The 20,787-nt window shown below is 64.6% G+C and carries 24 protein-coding genes; 12 read left to right on the top strand and 12 right to left on the bottom strand.

The window, feature by feature from the left end; translation table 11 throughout:
* Window positions 1-2: 2 nt before the first annotated feature.
* Complete coding sequence (locus RUH75_RS14060; RefSeq protein WP_313806982.1) at window positions 3-1,331, bottom strand: sorbosone dehydrogenase family protein; 1,329 nt, start codon at window positions 1,329-1,331, stop codon at window positions 3-5.
* 66 nt (window positions 1,332-1,397) lie between these two features.
* A complete protein-coding gene (locus RUH75_RS14055; protein WP_313806980.1) occupies window positions 1,398-1,565 on the bottom strand; it encodes a hypothetical protein in 168 nt (55 codons plus the stop codon).
* 291 nt (window positions 1,566-1,856) lie between these two features.
* Here RUH75_RS14055 and RUH75_RS14050 point away from each other — a divergent pair, with 291 nt between their 5' ends.
* Window positions 1,857-2,060 (top strand): hypothetical protein, encoded by a 204-nt coding sequence (locus tag RUH75_RS14050; RefSeq protein ID WP_313807027.1) that lies wholly within the window; start codon window positions 1,857-1,859, stop codon window positions 2,058-2,060.
* 24 nt (window positions 2,061-2,084) lie between these two features.
* Here RUH75_RS14050 and argC read toward each other — a convergent pair whose 3' ends face one another.
* The 4 genes from argC to RUH75_RS14030 form a co-directional block, all read right to left on the bottom strand.
* Window positions 2,085-3,029 carry an N-acetyl-gamma-glutamyl-phosphate reductase gene (argC, locus tag RUH75_RS14045; RefSeq protein WP_313806978.1) on the bottom strand — a complete coding sequence of 315 codons (945 nt, stop codon included), beginning with the start codon at window positions 3,027-3,029 and terminating at the stop codon, window positions 2,085-2,087.
* Complete coding sequence (locus RUH75_RS14040) at window positions 3,026-3,934, bottom strand: NlpC/P60 family protein (protein ID WP_313806976.1); 909 nt, start codon at window positions 3,932-3,934, stop codon at window positions 3,026-3,028. The genes argC and RUH75_RS14040 overlap by 4 nt, the downstream gene beginning before the upstream one ends.
* On the bottom strand, window positions 3,894-4,301 hold the full coding sequence (locus RUH75_RS14035) for a MarR family winged helix-turn-helix transcriptional regulator (protein ID WP_313806974.1): 408 nt from the start codon (window positions 4,299-4,301) through the stop codon (window positions 3,894-3,896). The genes RUH75_RS14040 and RUH75_RS14035 overlap by 41 nt, the downstream gene beginning before the upstream one ends.
* 62 nt (window positions 4,302-4,363) lie before the next feature.
* Window positions 4,364-5,761, bottom strand: a complete 1,398-nt coding sequence (locus RUH75_RS14030) for a leucyl aminopeptidase family protein (RefSeq protein ID WP_313806972.1) — start codon at window positions 5,759-5,761, stop codon at window positions 4,364-4,366.
* Between the two features lie 143 nt (window positions 5,762-5,904).
* Between RUH75_RS14030 and RUH75_RS14025 the strand changes: the two genes are divergently transcribed.
* Together RUH75_RS14025 and RUH75_RS14020 are read left to right on the top strand one after the other, a co-directional pair.
* On the top strand, window positions 5,905-6,108 hold the full coding sequence (locus RUH75_RS14025) for a hypothetical protein (protein WP_313806970.1): 204 nt from the start codon (window positions 5,905-5,907) through the stop codon (window positions 6,106-6,108).
* Window positions 6,108-6,968: a DUF4163 domain-containing protein gene (locus RUH75_RS14020; protein ID WP_313806968.1), complete on the top strand. Its 861-nt coding sequence runs from the start codon at window positions 6,108-6,110 to the stop codon at window positions 6,966-6,968. Before RUH75_RS14025 ends, RUH75_RS14020 begins: the two co-directional genes overlap by 1 nt.
* Before the next feature lie 9 nt (window positions 6,969-6,977).
* Here the strand turns inward: RUH75_RS14020 and chrA are convergent, their stop codons facing one another.
* Window positions 6,978-8,369, bottom strand: a complete 1,392-nt coding sequence (gene chrA, locus RUH75_RS14015; protein ID WP_313806966.1) for a chromate efflux transporter — start codon at window positions 8,367-8,369, stop codon at window positions 6,978-6,980.
* Window positions 8,366-9,325, bottom strand: a complete 960-nt coding sequence (locus RUH75_RS14010) for a chromate resistance protein ChrB domain-containing protein (RefSeq protein WP_313806964.1) — start codon at window positions 9,323-9,325, stop codon at window positions 8,366-8,368. The genes chrA and RUH75_RS14010 overlap by 4 nt, the downstream gene beginning before the upstream one ends.
* Before the next feature lie 138 nt (window positions 9,326-9,463).
* Between RUH75_RS14010 and RUH75_RS14005 the strand changes: the two genes are divergently transcribed.
* Window positions 9,464-10,234, top strand: coding sequence for an NUDIX domain-containing protein (locus tag RUH75_RS14005; RefSeq protein ID WP_409592360.1), 771 nt, complete (start codon window positions 9,464-9,466; stop codon window positions 10,232-10,234).
* 137 nt (window positions 10,235-10,371) lie between these two features.
* Window positions 10,372-10,644 carry a DUF4242 domain-containing protein gene (locus RUH75_RS14000; RefSeq protein ID WP_313806962.1) on the top strand — a complete coding sequence of 91 codons (273 nt, stop codon included), beginning with the start codon at window positions 10,372-10,374 and terminating at the stop codon, window positions 10,642-10,644.
* Window positions 10,645-10,685: 41 nt separating this feature from the next.
* Here the strand turns inward: RUH75_RS14000 and trpE are convergent, their stop codons facing one another.
* Window positions 10,686-12,188, bottom strand: coding sequence for an anthranilate synthase component I (gene trpE, locus RUH75_RS13995; protein WP_313806960.1), 1,503 nt, complete (start codon window positions 12,186-12,188; stop codon window positions 10,686-10,688).
* Between the two features lie 28 nt (window positions 12,189-12,216).
* Window positions 12,217-14,166 carry a peptidylprolyl isomerase gene (locus tag RUH75_RS13990; protein WP_313806958.1) on the bottom strand — a complete coding sequence of 650 codons (1,950 nt, stop codon included), beginning with the start codon at window positions 14,164-14,166 and terminating at the stop codon, window positions 12,217-12,219.
* A gap of 217 nt (window positions 14,167-14,383) precedes the next feature.
* Here RUH75_RS13990 and tpiA point away from each other — a divergent pair, with 217 nt between their 5' ends.
* From tpiA to RUH75_RS13975, 3 genes are all read left to right on the top strand, one after another.
* Window positions 14,384-15,124, top strand: coding sequence for a triose-phosphate isomerase (tpiA, locus tag RUH75_RS13985; RefSeq protein WP_313806956.1), 741 nt, complete (start codon window positions 14,384-14,386; stop codon window positions 15,122-15,124).
* Between the two features lie 120 nt (window positions 15,125-15,244).
* Entirely contained in the window at window positions 15,245-15,613 is a 369-nt protein-coding gene (gene secG / locus RUH75_RS13980; RefSeq protein WP_313806954.1) for a preprotein translocase subunit SecG, read from the top strand.
* Between the two features lie 91 nt (window positions 15,614-15,704).
* Window positions 15,705-17,336 carry a CTP synthase gene (locus RUH75_RS13975; protein ID WP_313806951.1) on the top strand — a complete coding sequence of 544 codons (1,632 nt, stop codon included), beginning with the start codon at window positions 15,705-15,707 and terminating at the stop codon, window positions 17,334-17,336.
* A gap of 35 nt (window positions 17,337-17,371) precedes the next feature.
* On the opposite strand, the gene RUH75_RS13970 is transcribed toward RUH75_RS13975, so the two are convergent.
* Window positions 17,372-18,109: a hypothetical protein gene (locus RUH75_RS13970; protein WP_313806949.1), complete on the bottom strand. Its 738-nt coding sequence runs from the start codon at window positions 18,107-18,109 to the stop codon at window positions 17,372-17,374.
* 41 nt (window positions 18,110-18,150) lie between these two features.
* Window positions 18,151-18,348, bottom strand: coding sequence for a hypothetical protein (locus RUH75_RS13965; protein WP_313807033.1), 198 nt, complete (start codon window positions 18,346-18,348; stop codon window positions 18,151-18,153).
* Between the two features lie 6 nt (window positions 18,349-18,354).
* On the opposite strand from RUH75_RS13965, the gene RUH75_RS13960 reads away from it, so the two are divergent.
* From RUH75_RS13960 to RUH75_RS13945, 4 genes are all read left to right on the top strand, one after another.
* Window positions 18,355-18,555 (top strand): hypothetical protein, encoded by a 201-nt coding sequence (locus RUH75_RS13960; RefSeq protein WP_313806947.1) that lies wholly within the window; start codon window positions 18,355-18,357, stop codon window positions 18,553-18,555.
* Window positions 18,534-19,058, top strand: a complete 525-nt coding sequence (gene rimP, locus RUH75_RS13955; protein WP_313806945.1) for a ribosome maturation protein RimP — start codon at window positions 18,534-18,536, stop codon at window positions 19,056-19,058. The genes RUH75_RS13960 and rimP overlap by 22 nt, the downstream gene beginning before the upstream one ends.
* A gap of 13 nt (window positions 19,059-19,071) precedes the next feature.
* Entirely contained in the window at window positions 19,072-20,643 is a 1,572-nt protein-coding gene (gene nusA, locus RUH75_RS13950) for a transcription termination factor NusA (protein ID WP_313806943.1), read from the top strand.
* 6 nt (window positions 20,644-20,649) lie between these two features.
* Window positions 20,650-20,787 (top strand): tautomerase family protein (locus RUH75_RS13945; protein WP_313807023.1); only part of this gene is annotated, 138 nt, incomplete at its 3' end.

The raw sequence follows: 20,787 nt of genomic DNA, 5'->3' as shown, positions 1-20,787 counted from the left end.
CCTTATTTCGCAGCGCTCACCCGCCAGATAACCCCACCCACATCATCGCTCACCAACAGCGCGCCCCTGGCATCCCCGGTCACATCCACCGGCCGTCCATGCGCCTCGCCCTTGGACCCCAGAAAGCCCGTCAGCACGTCAATCGGCTTGGCCTTGCCTGCCTCGCCATCGTCGGCAAAGGGCACGAACACGACCTTATAACCCGCCAGCGGCTTGCGGTTCCAACTGCCATGCAGCCCGACAAAAGCACCGTTGGCGAAGGGCGCCCCCAGCGTCACCTTGTCGGCAAAGCTCAATCCCAGCGGCGCCACATGATTGCCCAGCGAATAGTCGGGCCGTTTGGTATATTCGCGGATTTCCGGCCGCTGCGGCTGGACCCGCCGATCCTCATAGCCGCCCCAATAATTCCATGGCCAGCCATAGAAAGCGCCAAACTCCACCCGCGTCAGAAAATCGGGCACCAGATCGCCGCCCAGCATGTCGCGTTCATTGACGACACCCCACAGCACCCCGCTTTTCGGTTCGAAAGCCAGTCCCACCGGGTTGCGCAGCCCTGAAGCATAGATGCGATAGGCGCTGGTCCGGGGATTGACCTCCAGCACGGCGGCGCGATTGTCCTCCGTCGTCAGATCATTTTCCCCGATATTGCTGTTGGACCCGACGCCCACGTAAAGCAGTCCCTGCGGGCTGGCGACCAGGCTGCGCGTCCAGTGCATATTGGGTGCCTGCGCCGGCAGGTTCAGGATCTTGCGCCCTTTGGCGGTGATCTTCGTCTCGCCCTCCTTATAGGGAAAGGCCATCAGCGCATCGGTGTTGGCGACATACAGCGTGTCCCCGACCAGCGCCATGCCATAGGGTGAATGCAGCCCCGTCAGGAAAATGGTCTTCGTCTCCGCCCGCCCATCGCCATCGGCGTCGCGCAGCAGGGTGATCCGGTTCGCGGACGGCACGCCGGCCCCCGCCTTGTCCATCAGATGGTTCATCACCCGGTTGACGATGCCGCCGGTCGGGCGCGTCGGGCTGTTGGTTTCCGCCACCAGCACATCGCCATTGGGCAGGCGCAGCAGCGAGCGGGGATGGTTCAGCCCGTCGGCAAATCGATCGACGCTGAGCCCCTTGGCCGCGACCGGCTTCTCGCCACCCTTCCACGGCACCGCATCGGCGACGTTCATCGTCGGGATCGTCTCACTGCGAGGGCTGGTGAAGACCGGCTCCCTGCCGACGTCGGCGCCGACGGGAAGTTCCGCCGTATCGCCCTGCGCGAAATAGAAGAACAGGCCGCCGAGGATGACCAGCGTGAGGAGGGTGAGCGCGATCAGATGCTTCTTCATGACCCCTCGTTTATGCTGACAAGACCGGCCCGGCAAGGCGCGCAAGTGTCGGGCGCGAAGCTATTCTCACCGCTCGCGCAGCCACAGCAGCACGGCGATGATGATGCCCAGCGCCGTCCCTGCCAACAGGCCCGCGCTCGGCTGGCCGATCAGGCCGCCCACGATCGTCCCGCCCAATATGGTGACCGCCAATATGGCGCCTGCGCCGGTCGGATTTTTCCTGGGGATGTTCATCGGCGGTTCCTTGCCACGCGTCGCCACGCATGGCCAGAGCGATTTCCAAAAGGGTCGGACCGATCGCTGGTCAGCCAATCGCGGCGACAAGGGCATGGGAGCCCTTTCCCGCCTGCGCCGTTTCGGGACGCGCCTGTCCCGTCATGGGATGGATTGTGTCAAGGCAGGACTTGGCTAACCAGCCGTTCACCCTTGGACCCCACGTCTCTCCGTGAAAGGGCAGAACTGGCATGGAGATTGAACCGCTTCGCCCACCGTCAGGGTGGGGACTTTGGGGGGCCGATCATGAACATGCCATATCTTGCGAATCGCAAGAGCTATGATGATGCTGCCGAATTAATGTCGCTGTTCGGCGATAATGCGGGCTATGAAGCCGCAGCGCGCGCCGATCGCAGCCGGGATCTGGGCAACCATATCCGCTTCTGCCACTGGCGGCAGATCGAGCGGCTTATCGTGCTGCTCACGCACGACGCGCCGCTCGGCACCATTCATTGAGCATGGGGCTTAGAGCGCGATGCTCTAAAGCCGGAGGCCTGAAGTCTCCGGCAGTCCCGCCAATATGTTGAGATTCTGCACCGCCGCGCCGGCCGCACCCTTGCCCAGATTGTCGAGCGCCGCGACCAGACGCAGCTGACCGGTCGCTTCATTGCCGAAGGCGAACAGGGCCAGCCGATCGGTCGCGCCAACATGCTCCAGCCGGACCTGCCCCATGGCCGCACTCTCCTCCGCCGAGGCGACGCTGACGACCGGCGAGCCGGCATAGGCCGCCTCCAGCGCGCCCTGCACATCCGCCACCGAAGGCGCGCCCGGCATCGCCCGCAGCTGCAACGGCACTTCAACGATCATCCCGCGATAGGCATTGGCGACTGCCGGTGCGAACAGGGGAGGGTGCTGCAAGCCTGAATAGCGCGTCATTTCCGGCCCATGCTTGTGCGCCATCCCCAGCCCATAAGGCCGAAATGCGCTCGGCGCGCCTTCCGCGCCTTCATATTCCGCGATCATGGACTTGCCGCCGCCTGAATAGCCCGATGCGCCCGATACCGTCACCGGCCAGTCGGCAGGCAGCAATCCGGCCAGCACCAGCGGCCGCACCAGCGCCAGAAACCCCGTCGGCCAGCAGCCCGGATTGGCGACGAAGCGCGAATTGGCGAGCTTTTCCCGATGGCCCGGCTCCAATTCGGCAAAGCCATAGGCCCACCCCTCGGCCACGCGATGCGCCGTCGATGCATCGATCACACGGGTCCGATCATTGTCGATCAGCGAAACCGCTTCGCGCGCGGCGTCGTCCGGCAGGCACAGGATCACGATGTCCGCCGCGTTCAATGCGTCCCGCCGCGCCGCCGCATCCTTGCGCCTGTCCTCATCCAGCGTGATGAGCGACAATTCCGGGCGGCCCGCCAGCCGCTCGCCAATTTCCAATCCAGTCGTTCCGACGCCGCCGTCGATGAATATCCTATGTGTCATGCGCTGATTCTCCGCCGCGCCAATATGGGTTCCGCATGATCCGCCGCCAACCGCCCGACGACGTCGGCCAGAGGCTCGATCACCACGCTCATCCAATGGGCGTTGGCATGTAATATATGGTCGCCGTCGGTCATGATGCCGACATGGCCCGGAAAGAAGATGAAGTCCCCTCGTCGGAGCGGCGCATCGGGCGCGATCGGGGAACCGATCCCCTCTCGCTGCAAATCGGTGTCGCGCGGCACCTTGATCCCGCACAGCCCCAGCGCGACCTGAACCAGGCCGGAGCAATCCACGCCGCGATGTCCGCGCCCGCCCCAGACATAGGGCTGGCCCAGATAACGCTCCGCAACCTTGACCCAATCGCCGTCCAGCGCGCCAATCGCCGCGACATGGCGCCCGTGCACATAACCCTCGGCGCAGGCGAAGAAATCGCCCTCCGCCTCGGCCGCGAACTGCGCGCCGCGCGGCCAGTAGTCGACGATGGGCGACTTGATATCGGCCGAACTGAACAGCGGCGCCGTGCCGGTGATGATGCGGCTGTTCACCGCCTCGCGCATGTCCAGCGCGTCCCGCCGGACATAGCCGACATAGCCGTCATGCCCGCAAAAACCCCAGGCCCAGTCCGTCGTCACATCCAGCGCATGAAAGCTTTCGCCCCGCAGCAATTCGCTCACCGCCTGCGCCTTGGGCGTGTCGCTGGCCAGCACCGGCGCGCCGGCCGCCACGCAGGTCAGCTCGACCGCGCGCGCATAATGGGCGGAAAACAGCACGCCGGCCAGCGCCAGATCGGCCAGGTCGCCACGGGCCGCATGGATGCGCGTGTCGAGTTTGACTGAACGGCCGTCCAGCTTGAATCGGAAACGTTCAGGCGGAGCGTTCCGCGGAGGAGAGGTTGAGGCGTTCATCGCGGCCGGTTCCTGCGATGAAATGGTGAAAGGCGTCAAGAAATTCCGCCCCTTTTGGCGTCCGGGTGATGAAAATATTGCGTCGGTCGGTGGAGTCCCGTTCCCGCCGCAGATAACCGAGCGCCGATAACTTGTTGAGCGCGCGCGTAATCACCGGCTTGGAGACGTTGAGCGCCTCCGCGAGTCCCCGCACCGTATGCGGTCCCGTGCCGATATAGACCGTCAGCATCAACGCCATCTGCCGGTTGGTGAGGTCAGGCTTGCCCGACCGCACATAATCAACCAGCGTGCGCATCCATTGGCTGAGCGGTTTCAGGCCGGGGCGGTTCAGCTCTGCGGCGCTATCCTGGGCAGAATGGGCATCCATGCCCCCCCTAACGCACAATAGCCAATCCGGTTGCGTAACGGCCCCTCAAAACCGCTTTCTTTTTACTTTTTATGGCCATAGCGGGTTTGCAGCACATGGAATGCCGCCCGCAACCCCAGCGCTTCGCCGCCCTTGGGCCGCCCCGGTCGCGAAGCGGGCCGCCAGGCGAAGGTGTCCAGATGCATCCAGAGGGTATTTTCAGGCACGAAGCGTTTGAGAAACAGCGCCGCCGTGATCGCGCCTGCAAAGCCGCCTTCGCCGGCATTGTTGATGTCCGCGACATCCGACTTCAGCATCTCGGCATAGCCGTCCCACAGCGGCAGGCGCCAGCTTGGGTCGTCGAGCGCGCTTCCCGCCTTGTCCATCTCCCCGGCCAGCGCATCGTCATTGGTGAAGAGGGCAGGCAGATCCGGCCCTACCGCGACCCGCGCCGCGCCGGTCAGCGTGGCATAGTCGATGATCAGTTCCGGTTTGTCCTCGCCCGCCAGCGTCAGCGCGTCACCCAGCACCAGCCGCCCTTCGGCATCGGTATTGCCGATTTCGACCGTCAGCCCCTTGCGCGACCGCAATATGTCGCCCGGCCGGAAAGCATTGCCCGAAATCGCATTTTCCGCCGCCGGGATCAGCAGATGCAGCCTCACCGGCAGCCGCGCGCCCATGATCAGCTGCGCCAGCGCCAGCGCATGGGCCGCGCCGCCCATGTCCTTCTTCATCAGCCGCATGGCCGAGGACGGCTTGATATCCAGCCCGCCGCTGTCGAAGCAGATGCCCTTGCCGACAAGGGCGACCTTCGGATGCGCCGGATCGCCCCAGCGCAGTTCGATCAGCCGCGGCGCGAAGCCCTTGTCCGCCGCCTTGCCTACCGCGTGGATCATCGGGAAACCGCGCTCCAGCGAATCGCCCTTGATGACCGCGCACTCGGCGTCGAAACGCTCCGCCACCTTGCGCGCCGCCGCTTCCAGATCGCCCGGCCCCATGTCGGCCGCTGGCGTGTTGACCAGATCGCGCACCAGCGACACGGCCTGTGCCAGCCGCACGGTCGCTTCGATCTGCGCGACCTCCCCGGTCAGCAGGACGCGGGCGCCCGCCGGGTTTTCATCCTTCCGATAACGGTCGAAACGATATTGCGCGGTCAGCCATCCCAGCATCGCAGCCCCCGCCGCGCCCTCCGCCAGTCGATATGTTCCACCGGGCAGGGCTTCTGCCAGCCTGGCGAGGCACCATGGCCCCAGCTTCTCGCGCGCGGCCACGCCCGCCACCACGGACCACTCTGCCGGATCATCTCCCGGCAGCACCGCGAATTCATGGGCCCTGCCTTTGAACTTCTGGGCCGCGACAAGCGCGCGCACCCGCTCGGGCTGGCTCTCCAGCCAGGTTTCAAGTCCCTGCGCATCGACGATCCGGATCGAACAGGCGGGTTGATTGTTATCGGCTTTGAGCAGGTCGGAAAAATCGGTCATGGCGCGGATGTTCTGGGACAAGCCGGCAAGGATGGAAAGCGCAAATTTTTCGTCGTCGCGGCGGCTCGGCCGGCCTTGCTATCATTTGCCACGGACGGCCCGCAGGCCTAGATTGAACCCGGCTTCACAGAAGGAGAGACATCATGATGCACACCGATGACGGCCGGCTCCAGGCCCTTCGCGCCCGTGCTTATGCTCTGGCGGAAAGCGGGCGCTTCGATGGAGCGCATGCAGTGGAACAGGCATTGATCGCGGAAGGCTGGTCCAATGCGGGCGCCGCGCTCCAGAGCAGCTACACGCGCAAGGCGATCAGCGAACGGTGCATGGCGGCAGCCAAGGCACACTGATGCGCCAGCCCATGGGGAGGGGACAGGCGGGGCCGCTGGTCATGGCGGCCCTGCTGTTGGGGGCCTGCGCCGCGTCCAGGGATGCGGACAAGGCGGCGCCGGGCGACAATGACATTGCGGCCAGCAATTTCGCCAACCGGATGTCCGGCCAGCCCGAGCCCCAGCCCCAGTTCCAGTCATCGCCGCCCACAAGGCCGTTCGAGCAGAAGGAAAAGACAGACCTGCTGGAATTCGCCTATGGCTATCCCGCGCAGGCGGCGCGGATTTCCGTGCTGGCGGAAAAATTCAGCCAGGCATTGAAAGTCATGAAGGCCGACGCGCTGAAAATGGCGCGGGAAGACCAGAAGGCAGCCATGGCTTCGGGCTTCCCCTTCCACGCCCATGCCCTTGAAACCCATTGGGCGGTTGCCGCCGATACCCCCCGCTTCCTCGCGCTGAAATCGGAAAGCTACGCCTATACGGGCGGCGCGCATGGGATGACGGGCTATGACGCCCTGCTCTGGGACAAGGAACGCGCGCGCGAAACCGCGATCGAGGCGTTGATGACCTCGCCCGCTGCCTTCGCCGCCGCCATCCACGACCGCTTCTGCGACGCGCTGGACAAGGCCCGCGCGGAAAAGCGGGGCGAACCGGTCAGGCGCAGCGATGATGATGACTTCACCAAATGCATCGACCCCATGAAGCAGGTGCTGGTGCCGACCTCAAAAGACGGCAAGCTGATCGACGGCGTCACGGTCATTCTCGGTCCCTACAGTGCGGGCCCCTATGCGGAAGGCAGTTACGACATCGCGCTGCCCGTGGACGCCGCCATGCGCAAGGCGATCAAGACCGAATATCAGGACGCCTTCATCGCGGCGTGATGAGGTGCTTCAGGCGAGGAGGACATAGGCCGCGCCGAACGCTGCGCATGCGCCCAGCACGGGCAGAACGCCGATCCTGAACCGGAACACCGCGATCATCGCGCCGATCGACAGCAGCAGCGCCGGAATGTTGACGCTTGAGAGCACCGGCAGATCGACCCCGCCAATCCGCTGAACCTGCCCGAACAGGGTGTGGATGGCGAACCATATGGCGAGGTTCAGGATCACGCCGACCACGGCGGCGGTGATCGCGGTCAGCGCCGCCGACAGCGCCGGGTTGCCGCGCAGCCGCTCGATGAAGGGGGCGCCTGCGAAAATCCAGAGGAAGCAGGGGACGAAGGTGACCCACGTCGTCAGGATCGCGCCCAGCGTCGCCGCGACCAGCGGATGCAGCACCCCGGAAGCGCGGAAGGCGGCGAGGAAGCCGACAAACTGCGTCACCATGATGAGGGGCCCCGGCGTCGTTTCCGCCATGCCAAGGCCGTCCAGCATCTCGCCCGGCCGCAGCCAGCCAAAGCTGCCCACTGCCTCCTGCGCGACATAGGCGAGTACCGCGTAGGCGCCGCCGAAGGTGACGACCGCCATCTGACTGAAGAAGCTGGCGATATGCGTGAACACATTGTCCGGCCCCAGGATGAGGAACAGCGCCAGCACCGGCCCCAGCCACAATATGAGGAACAGCGCCGAAATGCGCAGCGACCAGCCGGGATGCGGTCGGGCATGATCGGGCAGTTCCTCGCCCAGCGCGGTGTCGCGGTCATGGATGACATTGCCGCCCGCCGGGCCATGACCGCCGCCGCCCTTGAACGCGGGCAGGCCGCTGCGTCCGCCGATAAAGCCGCCCAGGCCCGCCGCCAGCACGATCAGCGGAAAGGGCGCGCCCAGGAAGAAGATCGCAACGAAGGCAGCCGCGGCGATCCCGCGCATGACGTTGTTCCTGAGCGCGCGCCCGCCGACCCTGACCACGGCCTGCACCACGATCGCCAGCACCGCCGCCTTCAGGCCGAAGAACAGCCCTTCGACAAGCTGCACATGACCGAGCAGGACATAGATGTAACTCAGGCCCAAAATCGCAAGGAAACCGGGCAGCACGAACAATATGCCCGCGATCAGCCCGCCCCTGGTCCGGTGCAGCAGCCAGCCGATATAGATGGCCAGCTGCTGCGCCTCCGGTCCCGGCAGCAGCATGCAATAGTTGAGCGCGTGCAGGAACCGCTCCTCCCCGATCCAGCGCTTCTCCTCGACCAGCAGGCGGTGCATGACCGCGATCTGCCCGGCCGGGCCGCCGAAGCTGAGCGCCGCGATCCGCGCCCAGACGCGGGTGGCGTCGCCCAGCGATATGCCATGATCGTAGGTGGAAGGGGCCTTCGCAGGCGTGATGGAGGAGCCGCTGGCCGTCATCGATCCGTTTTCCTGTTGCTGAAAAAGGCATGGAACTGGTTGAGCGCCTCGCTTGCCGAGGCGATGCGTTGAAGGTCATCATCGGTCGAGGCGCAGACGCCTGACAGCATCGCCCCGACGCCGGGCGTTTCGGGGCGCGCGAACCTGCCGTCGCCAATGTCCAGCTCGTGGATGATCTCACCGATCGCGACCAGCGCCGGATCGTCGGTCAGGCCCGCGCGCAGCAGCAGGGTTTCGAAGCTGCACCGATCGCCCTCATGGGTGAATTCGGCATCGACCATGTCGAAGCGCAATTCGCCCTCCGCCGGTTCATGGTTGCGGCTATCGACGAATTTGAATCGCGCCTCCGGGTCGATGAAGCGGCGGATCAGCCAGGCGCATGCGATGCGGTCGACATGGACGCCGCTGCGCGTGATCCAGATGCGGCCGGTGAGGTCGAGCGGCTCGGATGGGTCGGAAGACGGCTCGGTGCGGCGGACATCGGGATGGCGATAGCGCTGGCGCTCCAGCTCCGCGAGCGCGGCCTCCGCCTCCTGTCGCCCATGCGCGCCGAAGAAATCGATCCTGCCGATTTCCTCCAGCCGCTTGTGCAGCCGGGCGATGTCGGGGCCGCTCGCAGGCCCGGTGTCCAGCAGGCGACGCGCCGACTGCGCGATCTCGTCATAATCGGCGTCCCGCGCGGTATCGAACAGTAGCCGCACATCACCGTCGGACTGGCCGGCCAGCAGATGCGCTTCGATCAATGTCGCTTCGCCACCGCTGGCCGTGATCTCTTTCATGAGATCGCGGAAAGCGGCTTCGGCTTCCGGCGCGCGCGGCAAGAGGTGGACAGCATTTTTGAGCGGCACCGCGCCGATCGCCTGCAACCGCCGCCAGAGCTTCACCCGAAGATAGGGTGGCTTCGCGGGAAGCTGATGAAGCAGCGCAAGCCAGAGGGTGGCGTCGTCATTTGACATGATGCATATGTATCATCTTATTTCGTGATAAGAAATAGGCATATCAAATTCCGCCTGCGTCCTTCTGCGACGATCACCCGGCCCTGATTGAGGGGAAGGGACTTTACCGCTGGCGCCTGCAAAGCCTATGGCGGTTTCATGACGGAAATGCTCATCCCGGGCCGTGCTGCCGCCACGGTCATCATTTTGCGCGATCGGCTCGCTGCCTCGCCCGAGATATTGATGATGGAAAGGGCGTCCAGCATGGCTTTTGCCGCCGGCGCGCTGGTTTTCCCCGGCGGCGCGGTGGACGAGGGCGATCATGCGCTGGCTGCGATGATTGGCGGCGATCTTGAGCGGGACGAGGCGGCCGCCCGTATCGCCGCCATCCGGGAAACATTGGAGGAAAGCGGGCTCGCGGTTGCCCTTGATCGTCCCGTCGGGATGGAGCAGGCCGGGGCCATGCGCGACGCGCTGGCGCAGGGGGCTTCCATGGCCGCGGTGCTGGATGTGCATGGGCTGCAACCCGATCTTGGCCAGCTGCTTCCCTTCGCGCGCTGGCACCCCGCCGTGAAGGAACCGGTCCACAAGGTTTTCGACACGCGCTTCTACCTCGTTCGCGCGCCGGATGAACAGGAAGCGACGGTCGACCGCACGGAAAATGTGCGGTTGTTCTGGAGCGGGGCGGCCGACACCCTTGTCCGGTGCGACAATGGGGACGGGCACGTCATCTTTCCGACCCGTTGCAATCTGGAGCGATTGGCCCAATTCGCCAGTTTCGATGAAATCGCCGCCCATGCCGCATCCATCCCGGTGGAGAAGGTGACGCCCAGGATTGAGGAACGGGATGGCCAGCATCATCTCTGCATTCCCGCGCATCTGGGTTATCCGGTGACGTCCCATCCCATGACGGGAATGGCGCGCGGTTGAGGGCCGGGGGGACGGGTACGCGTTCTCGGTCGGGCCCGGCGTGTCATGTGACCCACTGACGCCTGCCCGGATATCGCCTCTCGAACCCGTGGCGTGAAAGGCGTAATGTCCCACGATCTTCAGCAGAGGAGGAGGCTATGCCGCAATATGTGATCGAACGGGATATGCCCGGCGTGGGCCAGTTGTCGGGCGAGCAACTCAGGGGCGCGTCACAGGGGTCCTGCAATGTCCTGCGCGAGCTTGGCCCGGACATCCAGTGGGTCCACAGCTATGTGACGGACGACAAAATCTACTGCATCTATCGCGCGCCCAGCGAAGAGATGATTCGCCAGCATGCGGAGATGGCCGGTTTTCCGGCCAACAGCATTGCGCGGATACGCGCGACGATCGATCCGACGACGGCTGACTGAGTTCGGGCAGCGTGGCTCTGTTCGGGCAAGCCAAGCCTGCCCTACTGCCCGAACCCCGCCTCGCGGGCCAGCGCCACCGCTTCCCGCGCGGCGGCGAGCAGCGCGCCGCTCTTTGCCTCGCATTCGCGCTGTTCATATTCCGGCGTCGAATCCGCCACGATTCCGGCGCCTGCCTGAACATGCATCACGCCGTCCTTGAGGACAGCCGTGCGCAGGACGATGCAACTGTCCATATTGCCGTCCGGCCCGAAATAACCGACGCCGCCGGCATAGGCGCCGCGCGTCTCCGGTTCCAGCTCCGCAATGATTTCGCAGGCCCGCACCTTGGGCGCGCCCGAGACGGTGCCCGCCGGAAAGCCCGCGAACAGGGCGTCCAGCGCATCCTTGCCCGGTGCCAGCCGTCCCACCACGTTGGAAACGATGTGCATGACATGGCTGTAGAATTCGACAGTATAGCTGTCCGTCACGGTGACACTGCCCGCCGCTGCGACCCGGCCCACATCGTTACGACCCAGATCGAGCAGCATCAGATGCTCTGCCCGTTCCTTGGGATCGGCAAGCAGGCTTTCGCGATTGGCGGCATCCTCGACCGCGTTTTTGCCGCGCGGGCGAGTGCCGGCGATCGGCCGGATCGTGACTTCGCCGTCGCGAGCCCGCACCAATATTTCCGGACTTGATCCGATCAGCGCGAAGCCGGGCAGGTCGAGATAATAAAGGAAGGGCGAGGGGTTGATCCGCCGCAGCGCGCGATAGAGCGCGATCGGAGGCAGGGTGAAGGGGCTGGTGAAGCGCTGCGCCAGCACCACCTGAAAAATATCGCCCGCGACGATATAATCCTTCGCCCTGTCGACCATGGCGGCATAGCGGCCCGGCTCCAGCACCGGCGTTACCGCAACATCGGTAATTTCCGCCGGGGCAGTCTGGACCGGGAGCGGCGCCGCCAGCCGCGCGGCGACCGCGTCGATCCGCTCCAGCGCCTGTTCAACGGCGCGGTCGGCATCGGCAAAGCTGCCCTTCCACACCGGCGCGACGAGATAGAGCGCGTCGGCCAGCCGGTCGAAGACCAGAATCACCGTCGGCCGCACGAACAGCATGTCGGGCACGCCGATCGGATTGTCGGCGGGGCGCGGCAGTTTTTCGACCAGTCCGACCGTTTCATAGCCGAAATAACCGACCAGGCAGGCAAGGGCGGGGGGCAGCGCAGCATCCTGTTCCGCCCGGCATTCCGCGACGAGCGCCCGCAACGCATCGAGCGCGTCCATGCCTTCTGGCTGGAACGCGTTCCGGTCGGTGGCCCATCGGCGGTTGATCTCCGCCGCGTGACCCTGCGCCCGGAACACCAGGTCCGGGGCAAGCCCGATCAGGCTGTAGCGGCCCCGCACCGCGCCGCCTTCGACCGATTCCAGCAGGAAGTCGCCGCGATCGGCCTCGAACAATTTGAGCGCGGCGGAAATCGGCGTGTCGGTGTCGGCGATCTGGCGCCGCCACACCAGCGCGGATTGCCCCGCCGCCAGCGCCTTGCGCGCGCTGTCGATGCCGTCCATCCTGGGCGCTCCCGCAGCAACCGTCACCTTATTGGCCGCCATTATTGGCGTTGGCGAGAGCGCGCTGGACGCTGGCGACGGCAGCGGCATTGCGCTTGACGCCCAGCTCCTTCTCGACGGCGCGCTCGAACTGCTGGCCATATTCCTGACCGACGACATCGCTCAGCTGATCGCGGACCTGATTGAGCAGCGCCTTGTCGCTGCCCGCGTCACCGCGTTTGATACCGTTCAACTGCACCACGAAATAGCCACGGTCCTGCCCGGCGGGCACGGCCTTGACGCTGCCCTGCGCCATGGCGAACAGCATGGCGACCTCGGCCGGCGGCCGCTGCCCGTCTCGCAGGATATCGGCGCGGCGGCCGCCCACGACCTGCGGCTTGGGCAGCGCGATGCCGGCAGTGGCGATCGCTTCATCCAGCTTCACTCCCTTGGCGACCTTCGCGCGGATCTGTTCGGCCAGTGCCTTCGCCTTCTCATTGCCCTGGGCGAGCTTGTACTGCATCACCACCAACGCCCTGATCTTGGCGAGCGGCGGCGGCGCGGCCGCCTGGATGTCGCCTGGCGCAGCCAGCGCATAACGCTTGTCGGCGGCAATCGGGATCAGCTGCGCATCATCATCCTGACTCATCGCAAAAACCGGAGTCAGCAAGGGCTTTACATCGGCGGACGCCTCATAGGCGGCATTTTCGACCTGCTTGCCGGACGCCAGCAGGAAGGGCGTGGTTTCCAGCTTCAGGCCGTTGTCCTTGACGACTTCCTCGAAGCTGCCGCCATTGGCGATCTGATCCTCGATCTTGCCGGTGAAGTCATTGAGCAGCCGCTTTTCCTTCTGCGCCCGCAGCGTGGTGACGATTTCGTCCCGCACCGCCGTCAGCGCCCGGGCGGGCGTGGTCCTGACCGCCGTGACGCGCAGCAGCACCCAGCCCAGCGCCCCGCGCATCGGTCCGACCAGTTCGCCCTGTCCGGCGGAAAAGCCTGCATTGGCGACGGCAGCCGACGATGATGCGGTCAGTCCCTCGCGGCTTTGGTCGGCCAGTTGGGAAACGGACAGGCCAGCGCCCTGGGCAGCGGCGGCAAGCGACTTTCCGCCCTTCACCTGATCGGCGATCGCCTTGGCGCCGGCTTGCGTCGGCAGGATCAGCTGTTCGAAGCTGCGGCTGTCCCTGGCGGCATAGGCGGCCTTGTTCTGGTTGTAATATGTGGCGATCTCCGCATCGGTCGGCTGGGCCGCCTGGGCAAAGCGCTCGGCATCGATCACGGCATAGCGGATGCGACGCTGCTCCGGAATCGTGTAGCGCGCGGCGTTCGCCTTGTAGAAATCATTGAGCTGCGCGTCGGTCGGGTCCTTGATGTCCTGGAACGCGCTGGCCGGGATCGCCGCGATCGTTCCCTGACGCGCCTCCAGCAGCAGCGAAGCATAGGGCAACACCATGGAGTCGGTCAGCTTCACGCCCAGGCCCAGGGGGGCCAGCATCTGCCGTTCCAATATTTCGCGGCTGATATCGTCGCGCAGCGCCTGTTCGGTGATCCGCTCGCGCAGCAGGAGCTGGCGGAAATTGTCCTGGCTGAAATTGCCGGCCGCATCCTGAAAGGCGGGAATTTGCGCGATCTGGGCATCGACCAGACGCTTGGAGATATGCACCTTCTGATCGCCCGCATATTCCTTCAGCGTCATCGATGCGACCAGCTGGTCATAGACCTGCGCCGCGCCGCCCTGCGCCAGGAAACTGCCGATCTGCAGGCCTGGATTGGAGCGGCGCGCATTTTCGAACACGCGCTGCACCCGGTCCTGAAATTCCGTCATCGTCAGGCGCGATCCGCCCGCTTTCGCCGCCGTTTCCCCAGCGCCGAGCGAGGTGCCGAACTTGCCGCTGGTGATGTCCCCCATGATGAAGGCCGCCGCGACGATCCCCAGGAAGATCAGGGCCGCGAAAGCGCCGAATTTGGAATGGATGAAACGGCGAAAGACTGAAAGCATGGAGGAAAGTCCGTATGATGCGGCTTTGATGGCGGCCCGCTTTAAGGGCGGATCGTCGCGCGGGCAAGGGGCGCGAGGGGGCCAAGGCTGGACAAATGACCGTGCGCCGTTCATCGGCTCCGCCAACCCGACAGCGCAACCCAAGGAGAGTGGCCTTGCGGCCATGGGCGGTGCCGGAGGGCTACGTGCAGCAATAACCATAAGGGGAAACCTCTCGATGAGCAGGCGAAAGCTGGTTGTCGGCAACTGGAAGATGAACGGCCTCCGCGCCCAATTGGCCGAAGTGGAGGCCATTGGCGCCCTCGCGCGCGAATATCCGGCGGTGGAGATCGGGCTGTGCCTGCCCGCGACGCTGATCGCGGCGGCGGACGGCGTGAAGGGCGCGGCCTTCGTGGGCGCTCAGGATTGCCACATGCAGGACAGCGGGGCGCATACCGGCTGCCTTTCCGCGGCCATGCTGGCGGAGGCAGGTGCAAGCTGGACCATCGTCGGCCATAGCGAGCGGCGGCAGGATCAGGGCGAAACCGACGCCGATGTCGCGGCCAAGGCGCTGGCGGCGAAGGCGGCGGGGCTGAAGGTCATCCTTTGCGTGGGCGAAAGCCTGGACGTCCGCGATGCGGGCAATGCCGAAGCGGTGGTGTCGGCGCAATTGCTGGCCTCGCTTCCCGAAGGCGCGGCGGCGGACTGGCTGTCGATCGCCTATGAACCGATCTGGGCGATCGGCACGGGGCGAATCCCGACCATGGAAGCGGTCGCCGCCATGCATGCTGCGCTACGCGCCGCGCTGGCCAGCCGGATCGGGGCTGAGGCGGATGCGATGCGAATCCTCTACGGTGGATCGATGAACGGCGACAATGCGGCGGAGCTTCTGGCGCTGGCCGATGTCGACGGCGGCCTGATCGGCGGCGCGAGCCTGACGGCGGAGAAATTCGCCCCTGTCATCGCGGCGGCGGCGTAACCGGAATTACCCCCTCCCGCTTGCGGGAGGGGAGAAGATAGGTCCGCCCCCGGTTGCCCCCGCGCCCTATCGTCGCTATGTGCGCGGCAACGCACCCCATTACCGGACAGAGTTCGCCCCATGTTCACCTTCCTTCTCGTCGTGCAGGCCATCGTCGCTGCTCTGCTCGTCACCGTCATCCTGATGCAGAAGTCGGAAGGCGGCGGCCTGGGCGTCGGCGGCAGCCCGGCGGGGTTCATGTCGGCGCGCGGCGCGGCGGATTTCCTGACCCGCTCGACCACGATTCTCGCCAGCATCTTCGTGACTTTGTCGGTCGTTCTGGCCGTCATCGCCTCGGTCCAGCATCGTCCGAGCGACATCGACACCTCGCTCGTCAAGCAGGCTCCGGCATCGCCTGCAAGCGCTCCGGCGCCCGCGACCAGCAATGATCCGCTGGCTGGCGCGGCGAGCAGCAACGCTGCAAACGGCGCGGTTCCGCTCGCGAACTAAGCCGCTTAACGGTCATTTCGATCTTTTTTAGCACGCGCGATGATTCGCGCGCTTGCCCAACTCGTTTGTAAAAGGCTAAGCCTCTTCTCCCATGGCGCGGTATATTTTCATCACCGGCGGCGTGGTTTCCTCGCTTGGCAAGGGCCTGATGGCCGCTTCGCTTGCAGCTCTGTTGCAGGCGCGAGGTTTCCGTGTGCGCATTCGGAAATTCGATCCCTATCTCAACGTCGATCCGGGCACGATGAGCCCGTATCAGCATGGCGAAGTCTATGTGACCGATGACGGGGCGGAAACCGACCTCGATCTGGGCCATTATGAACGCTTCACCGGCGTTTCGGCGCGCCAGTCGGACAATGTGACTCAAGGACGGGTCTATCAGACCATCATCCAGCGCGAGCGGCGCGGCGACTATCTGGGCGCGACGGTGCAGGTGATCCCGCACGTTACTGATGAGATCAAGGCCTTCGCCCTGGCGGACACCGAAGACCTCGACTTCGTCCTGTGCGAGATTGGCGGCACGGTCGGCGACATCGAATCGCTGCCCTTCATGGAGGCGATCCGCCAGCTGCATAACGACCTCGATCGCGGCCAGTCGATCTTCGTCCATGTGACGCTGGTGCCCTATATCGCGGCGGCGGGCGAGCTGAAGACCAAGCCGACCCAGCACAGCGTGCGCGAACTGACCTCGCTCGGCATCCAGCCCGACATATTGCTCTGCCGCTGCGAACATCCGCTGCCGGAGAGCGAGCGCGGGAAGATCGCGCTCTTCTGCAACGTCCGCCCCGAAGCAGTGATTCCCGCGCTCGACGCCAGCAGCATCTATGCCGTGCCCCAGCAATATCATGACGAAGGGCTGGATGAGGAGGTGCTGCGCGCCTTCGGCATCAAGGATGCGCCTGCGCCCAGGCTGGAACGTTGGGACGACATCATGGACCGCCAGCTCAATCCCGAGGGCGAAGTGACGATCGGCGTGGTCGGCAAATATGTCGGCCTGCTTGACGCTTATAAGTCGCTGCATGAGGCGCTGCACCATGGCGGCCTTGCCAACCGGGTGAAGGTCAACATCAAGTGGATCGACGCCGAGCTGTTCGAGAAGGGCGAAGACCTTGTCGCCAGCCTCGAACCGATGCACGGCATCCTCGTCCCCGGCGGCTTCGGCGTGCGCGGGTCGGAGGGCAAGATCGCCTCGGTCAAGTTCGCCCGTGAACGCAATGTGCCCTTTTTCGGCATCTGCCTCGGCATGCAGATGGCCTGCATCGAAGGCGCGCGGAACACGGCGGGGATAGAGCATGCCTCGACCACCGAATTTGGCGAAACCAGCGCGCCGGTCGTCGGCCTCATCACCGAATGGATGAGCAAGGAAGGCCTGCAAAAGCGCACCGCCGAAACGGACCTTGGCGGCACGATGCGGCTTGGCGCCTATCCGGCGAAGCTCACCGGCAACAGCGTGGTTGCGGGCATCTATAACGCGACCGACATCAGCGAACGGCACCGCCATCGTTATGAGGTGAACGCGGGCTATCGTGAATCGCTGGAGAAGGGCGGCCTGATCTTCTCGGGCATGTCGCCGGACGGCACGCTGCCGGAAATTATCGAGCGGCCGGACCATCCCTGGTTTGTCGGCGTGCAGTTCCATCCGGAACTCAAGTCCAAGCCCTTCGATCCGCATCCGCTGTTCGCCAGCTTCATCGAAGCGGCGGTCAAGCAGAGCCGGCTGGTATAAGAGAAGCGGGGCCGGGGAGGCCCCGTTTTTTCGTTTCAGTGAACAGTCGGATCGATCATCGGCTTGCCCGGTTCGAACTGAACCTCGTCACGGCGAGAGGCGCCATCCTGCGTGGTCGCTGGTCCCATCGTATCGGACACTGCCATCGGCGCGTTCTGCGGACGCTGCGCAGGATCGCAGCCCGCGCTGCGCAGCTTGGTGTCGAATGCGCCGATCCGCATGATGTTGCCTGCCGTTGCGCCGATCGCGCTGCCCAATGTCGAGCGATCGTCCGATCGGGCTGGGCCGCCCTGGACGAATTCCTCCATCAGCTTGTCGCATTGCGGTCCCCAGCCGAGCGTCAGTTTGTTGATCTGCGTTTCCAACGCGGCGGCAAACAGGCCCAAAATAATCTTCTCGGATCGGAAGGCGGGGGACACAATATCATCCGGTGCGTCGCCGCGCTCGACTGAAGCACGAATGCGCGTCGCCGCGCCATCCTTGAGCGGTTCGAGCGTGGCGATCATGCGGGTCGCGACCTTGTCCCCGGCCATGATCATCCATGTCATCTTACCCGGTTCGCGTTCCAGTTTAAAATTGGGTGTAACGCCGCCAGATCGCGACGGATCGGTGCCGGGCGAACCCGGTTCTTTTCTCACGTCCAACCCTTCGAGCGTATTCATCACATCCGCGACGGGGCGTTCCACATCGCGCGAATAACCGGGGCTGAGAAAGCCACCGAAATAAATGATCGCGGGGACCAGAAGACCGACCGGCAGCAAGATACGCAGCATGAAAATTCCCCCTGTAACCCTATGGCGGTAGGCGACAGAGGTTAATGGAATTTGAAAGGCCGATCGTGGCTTGCGCGTTGGAATTGCGCAGGCATCAGCTTCAACAACTGTCCATGCGACCCGTCTTCATCATCCTCCAGCAGCCAGCGCGCGTCATCAGGCACTTGCTCCACCTCCCGGATTCGCGCGCCCACGTCCCGCAGGTCGGCCTTCAGATTGAGCCATAACACCTTACGCATGGCAAAATGGCGCATATCGTCTCCTTCCGTTTCGGGCATGAAAATGCTCTGGAACAAATGTTGTTGCAGCTTTGCCGCATCGCCCCTATATCGCCCTTGCTTCCTTACATCGTCAAACATGTCGGGGTCGCGGGCGGGAACGCCTGCGGCGGCCGGAAGCTGCATATTTGTGTTTTGGAGAATCCATGGCGGACATCGCCGAATTGACAGCCCTGATCGAGCCGGAGGTGAAGGCCCTTGGCTTCGACCTCGTGCGCATCAAGCTCTTCGGTTCGGGTGATGAATATACGCTCCAGATCATGGCCGAGCGTCCGGAAACGAAGCAGCTGGTGATCGAGGATTGCGCCACCATCTCCCGCCGCCTGTCGGACGTGCTGGACGAAGCCGACCCCATCGAGGAAGCCTATCGCCTGGAAGTCAGCTCGCCCGGCATCGACCGCCCGCTGACCCGCCTCACCGATTTCCTCGAATGGGCCGGACATGAGGCGAAGATCGCCGCCACCGAAACCGTCTCGGGCCGCAAGAGCTTCCGCGGCGTGCTGAACGGCATCGAGGGCGAGGATATCCTCTTCACCGACGCCAAGGCCGGCGATGTCGTCATCCCCTTTGCGCTGGTCGGGGATGCCAAGCTGATACTGACCGATGCACTGATTTCTGCTAGCATGCCGCTTTCCTCCGAAGGGGCGGACGAGTTCGACACCGAAGAATAAGGGTTTAACTGTCATGGCCAACGCCATTTCCGCCAACAAGGCCGAGCTGCTCGCGATTGCCAACAGCGTCGCCAGCGAGAAGATGATCGACAAGGCGATCGTCATCGAGGCGATGGAAGACGCGATCCAGCGCGCTGCCCGTGCGCGCTACGGCGCCGAAAACGATATCCGCGCCAAGCTGGACCCGGACACCGGCGACCTGCGTCTGTGGCGCGTGGTCGAAGTGGTCGAGGCGGTCGACGATTATTTCAAGCAGGTCGATCTGCGTCAGGGCCAGAAGCTCAAGAAGGACGCCGTGATCGGCGACTTCATCGTCGACCCGCTGCCCCCGATTGACCTCGGCCGCATCGACGCCCAGTCGGCCAAGCAGGTGATCTTCCAGAAGGTCCGCGACGCCGAGCGGGAGCGCCAGCATGAGGAATTCAAGGACCGAGTGGGTGAGATCATCACTGGCGTCGTGAAATCGGTCGAGTTCGGTCATGTCGTGGTGAACCTGGGCCGCGCCGAAGGCGTCATCCGCCGCGACCAGCAGATTCCCCGTGAAGTGGTGCGCGTCGGCGACCGCATCCGCTCGGTGATCCTGAACGTGCGCCGCGAGAACCGTGGTCCGCAGATTTTCCTCAGCCGCGCGCATCCCGAATTCATGAAGAAGCTGTTCGCGCAGGAAGTGCCCGAAATCTATGACGGCGTGATCGAGATCAAGGCCGCCGCCCGCGATCCGGGCAGCCGCGCCAAGATCGGCGTCATCAGCCGCGATAGCAGCATCGATCCCGTCGGCGCCTGCGTCGGCATGAAGGGCAGCCGCGTGCAGGCCGTCGTGCAGGAAATGCAGGGCGAGAAGATCGACATCATCCCCTGGTCGGAAGATACCGCAACCTTCGTCGTCAACGCGCTTCAGCCCGCGCAGGTCGCCCGCGTCGTCATCGACGAGGAAGAGGAACGCATCGAAGTCGTCGTCCCCGACGATCAGCTGTCGCTCGCCATTGGCCGTCGCGGCCAGAATGTCCGTCTGGCCTCGCAGCTGACCGGCAAGGCCATAGACATCATGACCGAGGCTGACGCGAGCGAGAAGCGCCAGAAGGAATTCGTCACCCGCTCCGAACTGTTCCAGAATGAGCTGGATGTGGACGAAACCCTCTCGCAGCTGCTGGTGGCCGAAGGCTTTGGCGAGCTGGAAGAAGTCGCCTATGTCGGCGTCGAGGAACTGGCCGCGATTGAGGGCTTCGACGAAGACCTCGCCGCCGAATTGCAGAGCCGCGCGCAGGAAGCGCTCGACCGCCGCGAAGCTGCCGCTCGCGAGGAGCGTCAGGCTTTGGGCGTCGAGGATGCGCTCGCTGACATGCCACACCTCACCGAAGCCATGCTGGTGACGCTGGGCAAGGCGGGCATCAAGACGCTGGACGATCTGGCCGACCTCGCCACCGACGAGCTGATCGCCAAGAAGCGCGTCGACCAACGCCGTCGCCGTGAGAACAAGGAAGAGGATAAGGGCGGGATTCTCGCCGAATATGGCCTCAATGAAGAGCAGGGCAATGAGATCATCATGGCCGCCCGCGCTCACTGGTTCGAAGACGAGGAAGCGTAAGAACAGATGCCCTTTGTCGACATCCGTCTGGCCGGAAACGCCACCCGTGAGCAGAAGGCGGCCATCGTCGCCGACGTCACCCAGTCGCTTGTCGAGCGGCTGGGGAAGCCGGCGGCTGCGGTGCAGATCAACATCACCGAATTG

The organism is Sphingobium sp., from assembly GCF_032153725.1.
Classification (GTDB): Bacteria; Pseudomonadota; Alphaproteobacteria; order Sphingomonadales; family Sphingomonadaceae; genus Sphingobium.
This window is presented reverse-complemented; position numbering and strand designations above follow the sequence as displayed.

Bases quoted from the DNA above. Each gene is read 5' to 3' on its own strand.
- RUH75_RS14025 (WP_313806970.1), top strand. From the start codon at position 5,905: ATGATGCACACCGATGACGGCCGGCTCCAGGCCCTTCGCGCCCGTGCT.
- trpE (WP_313806960.1), bottom strand. From the start codon at position 12,188: ATGGACGGCATCGACAGCGCGCGCAAGGCGCTGGCGGCGGGGCAATCC.
- RUH75_RS14030 (WP_313806972.1), bottom strand. From the start codon at position 5,761: ATGACCGATTTTTCCGACCTGCTCAAAGCCGATAACAATCAACCCGCC.
- rimP (WP_313806945.1), top strand. From the start codon at position 18,534: ATGGCGGACATCGCCGAATTGACAGCCCTGATCGAGCCGGAGGTGAAG.
- RUH75_RS14005 (WP_409592360.1), top strand. From the start codon at position 9,464: ATGACGGAAATGCTCATCCCGGGCCGTGCTGCCGCCACGGTCATCATT.
- RUH75_RS14010 (WP_313806964.1), bottom strand. From the start codon at position 9,325: ATGTCAAATGACGACGCCACCCTCTGGCTTGCGCTGCTTCATCAGCTT.
- tpiA (WP_313806956.1), top strand. From the start codon at position 14,384: ATGAGCAGGCGAAAGCTGGTTGTCGGCAACTGGAAGATGAACGGCCTC.
- RUH75_RS14060 (WP_313806982.1), bottom strand. From the start codon at position 1,331: ATGAAGAAGCATCTGATCGCGCTCACCCTCCTCACGCTGGTCATCCTC.
- argC (WP_313806978.1), bottom strand. From the start codon at position 3,029: ATGACACATAGGATATTCATCGACGGCGGCGTCGGAACGACTGGATTG.
- RUH75_RS14040 (WP_313806976.1), bottom strand. From the start codon at position 3,934: ATGAACGCCTCAACCTCTCCTCCGCGGAACGCTCCGCCTGAACGTTTC.
- RUH75_RS14050 (WP_313807027.1), top strand. From the start codon at position 1,857: ATGCCATATCTTGCGAATCGCAAGAGCTATGATGATGCTGCCGAATTA.
- RUH75_RS13990 (WP_313806958.1), bottom strand. From the start codon at position 14,166: ATGCTTTCAGTCTTTCGCCGTTTCATCCATTCCAAATTCGGCGCTTTC.
- nusA (WP_313806943.1), top strand. From the start codon at position 19,072: ATGGCCAACGCCATTTCCGCCAACAAGGCCGAGCTGCTCGCGATTGCC.
- RUH75_RS14020 (WP_313806968.1), top strand. From the start codon at position 6,108: ATGCGCCAGCCCATGGGGAGGGGACAGGCGGGGCCGCTGGTCATGGCG.
- RUH75_RS14055 (WP_313806980.1), bottom strand. From the start codon at position 1,565: ATGAACATCCCCAGGAAAAATCCGACCGGCGCAGGCGCCATATTGGCG.
- RUH75_RS13960 (WP_313806947.1), top strand. From the start codon at position 18,355: ATGGCGCATATCGTCTCCTTCCGTTTCGGGCATGAAAATGCTCTGGAA.
- RUH75_RS13970 (WP_313806949.1), bottom strand. From the start codon at position 18,109: ATGCTGCGTATCTTGCTGCCGGTCGGTCTTCTGGTCCCCGCGATCATT.
- secG (WP_313806954.1), top strand. From the start codon at position 15,245: ATGTTCACCTTCCTTCTCGTCGTGCAGGCCATCGTCGCTGCTCTGCTC.
- chrA (WP_313806966.1), bottom strand. From the start codon at position 8,369: ATGACGGCCAGCGGCTCCTCCATCACGCCTGCGAAGGCCCCTTCCACC.
- RUH75_RS13965 (WP_313807033.1), bottom strand. From the start codon at position 18,348: ATGCGTAAGGTGTTATGGCTCAATCTGAAGGCCGACCTGCGGGACGTG.
- RUH75_RS14000 (WP_313806962.1), top strand. From the start codon at position 10,372: ATGCCGCAATATGTGATCGAACGGGATATGCCCGGCGTGGGCCAGTTG.
- RUH75_RS14035 (WP_313806974.1), bottom strand. From the start codon at position 4,301: ATGGATGCCCATTCTGCCCAGGATAGCGCCGCAGAGCTGAACCGCCCC.
- RUH75_RS13975 (WP_313806951.1), top strand. From the start codon at position 15,705: ATGGCGCGGTATATTTTCATCACCGGCGGCGTGGTTTCCTCGCTTGGC.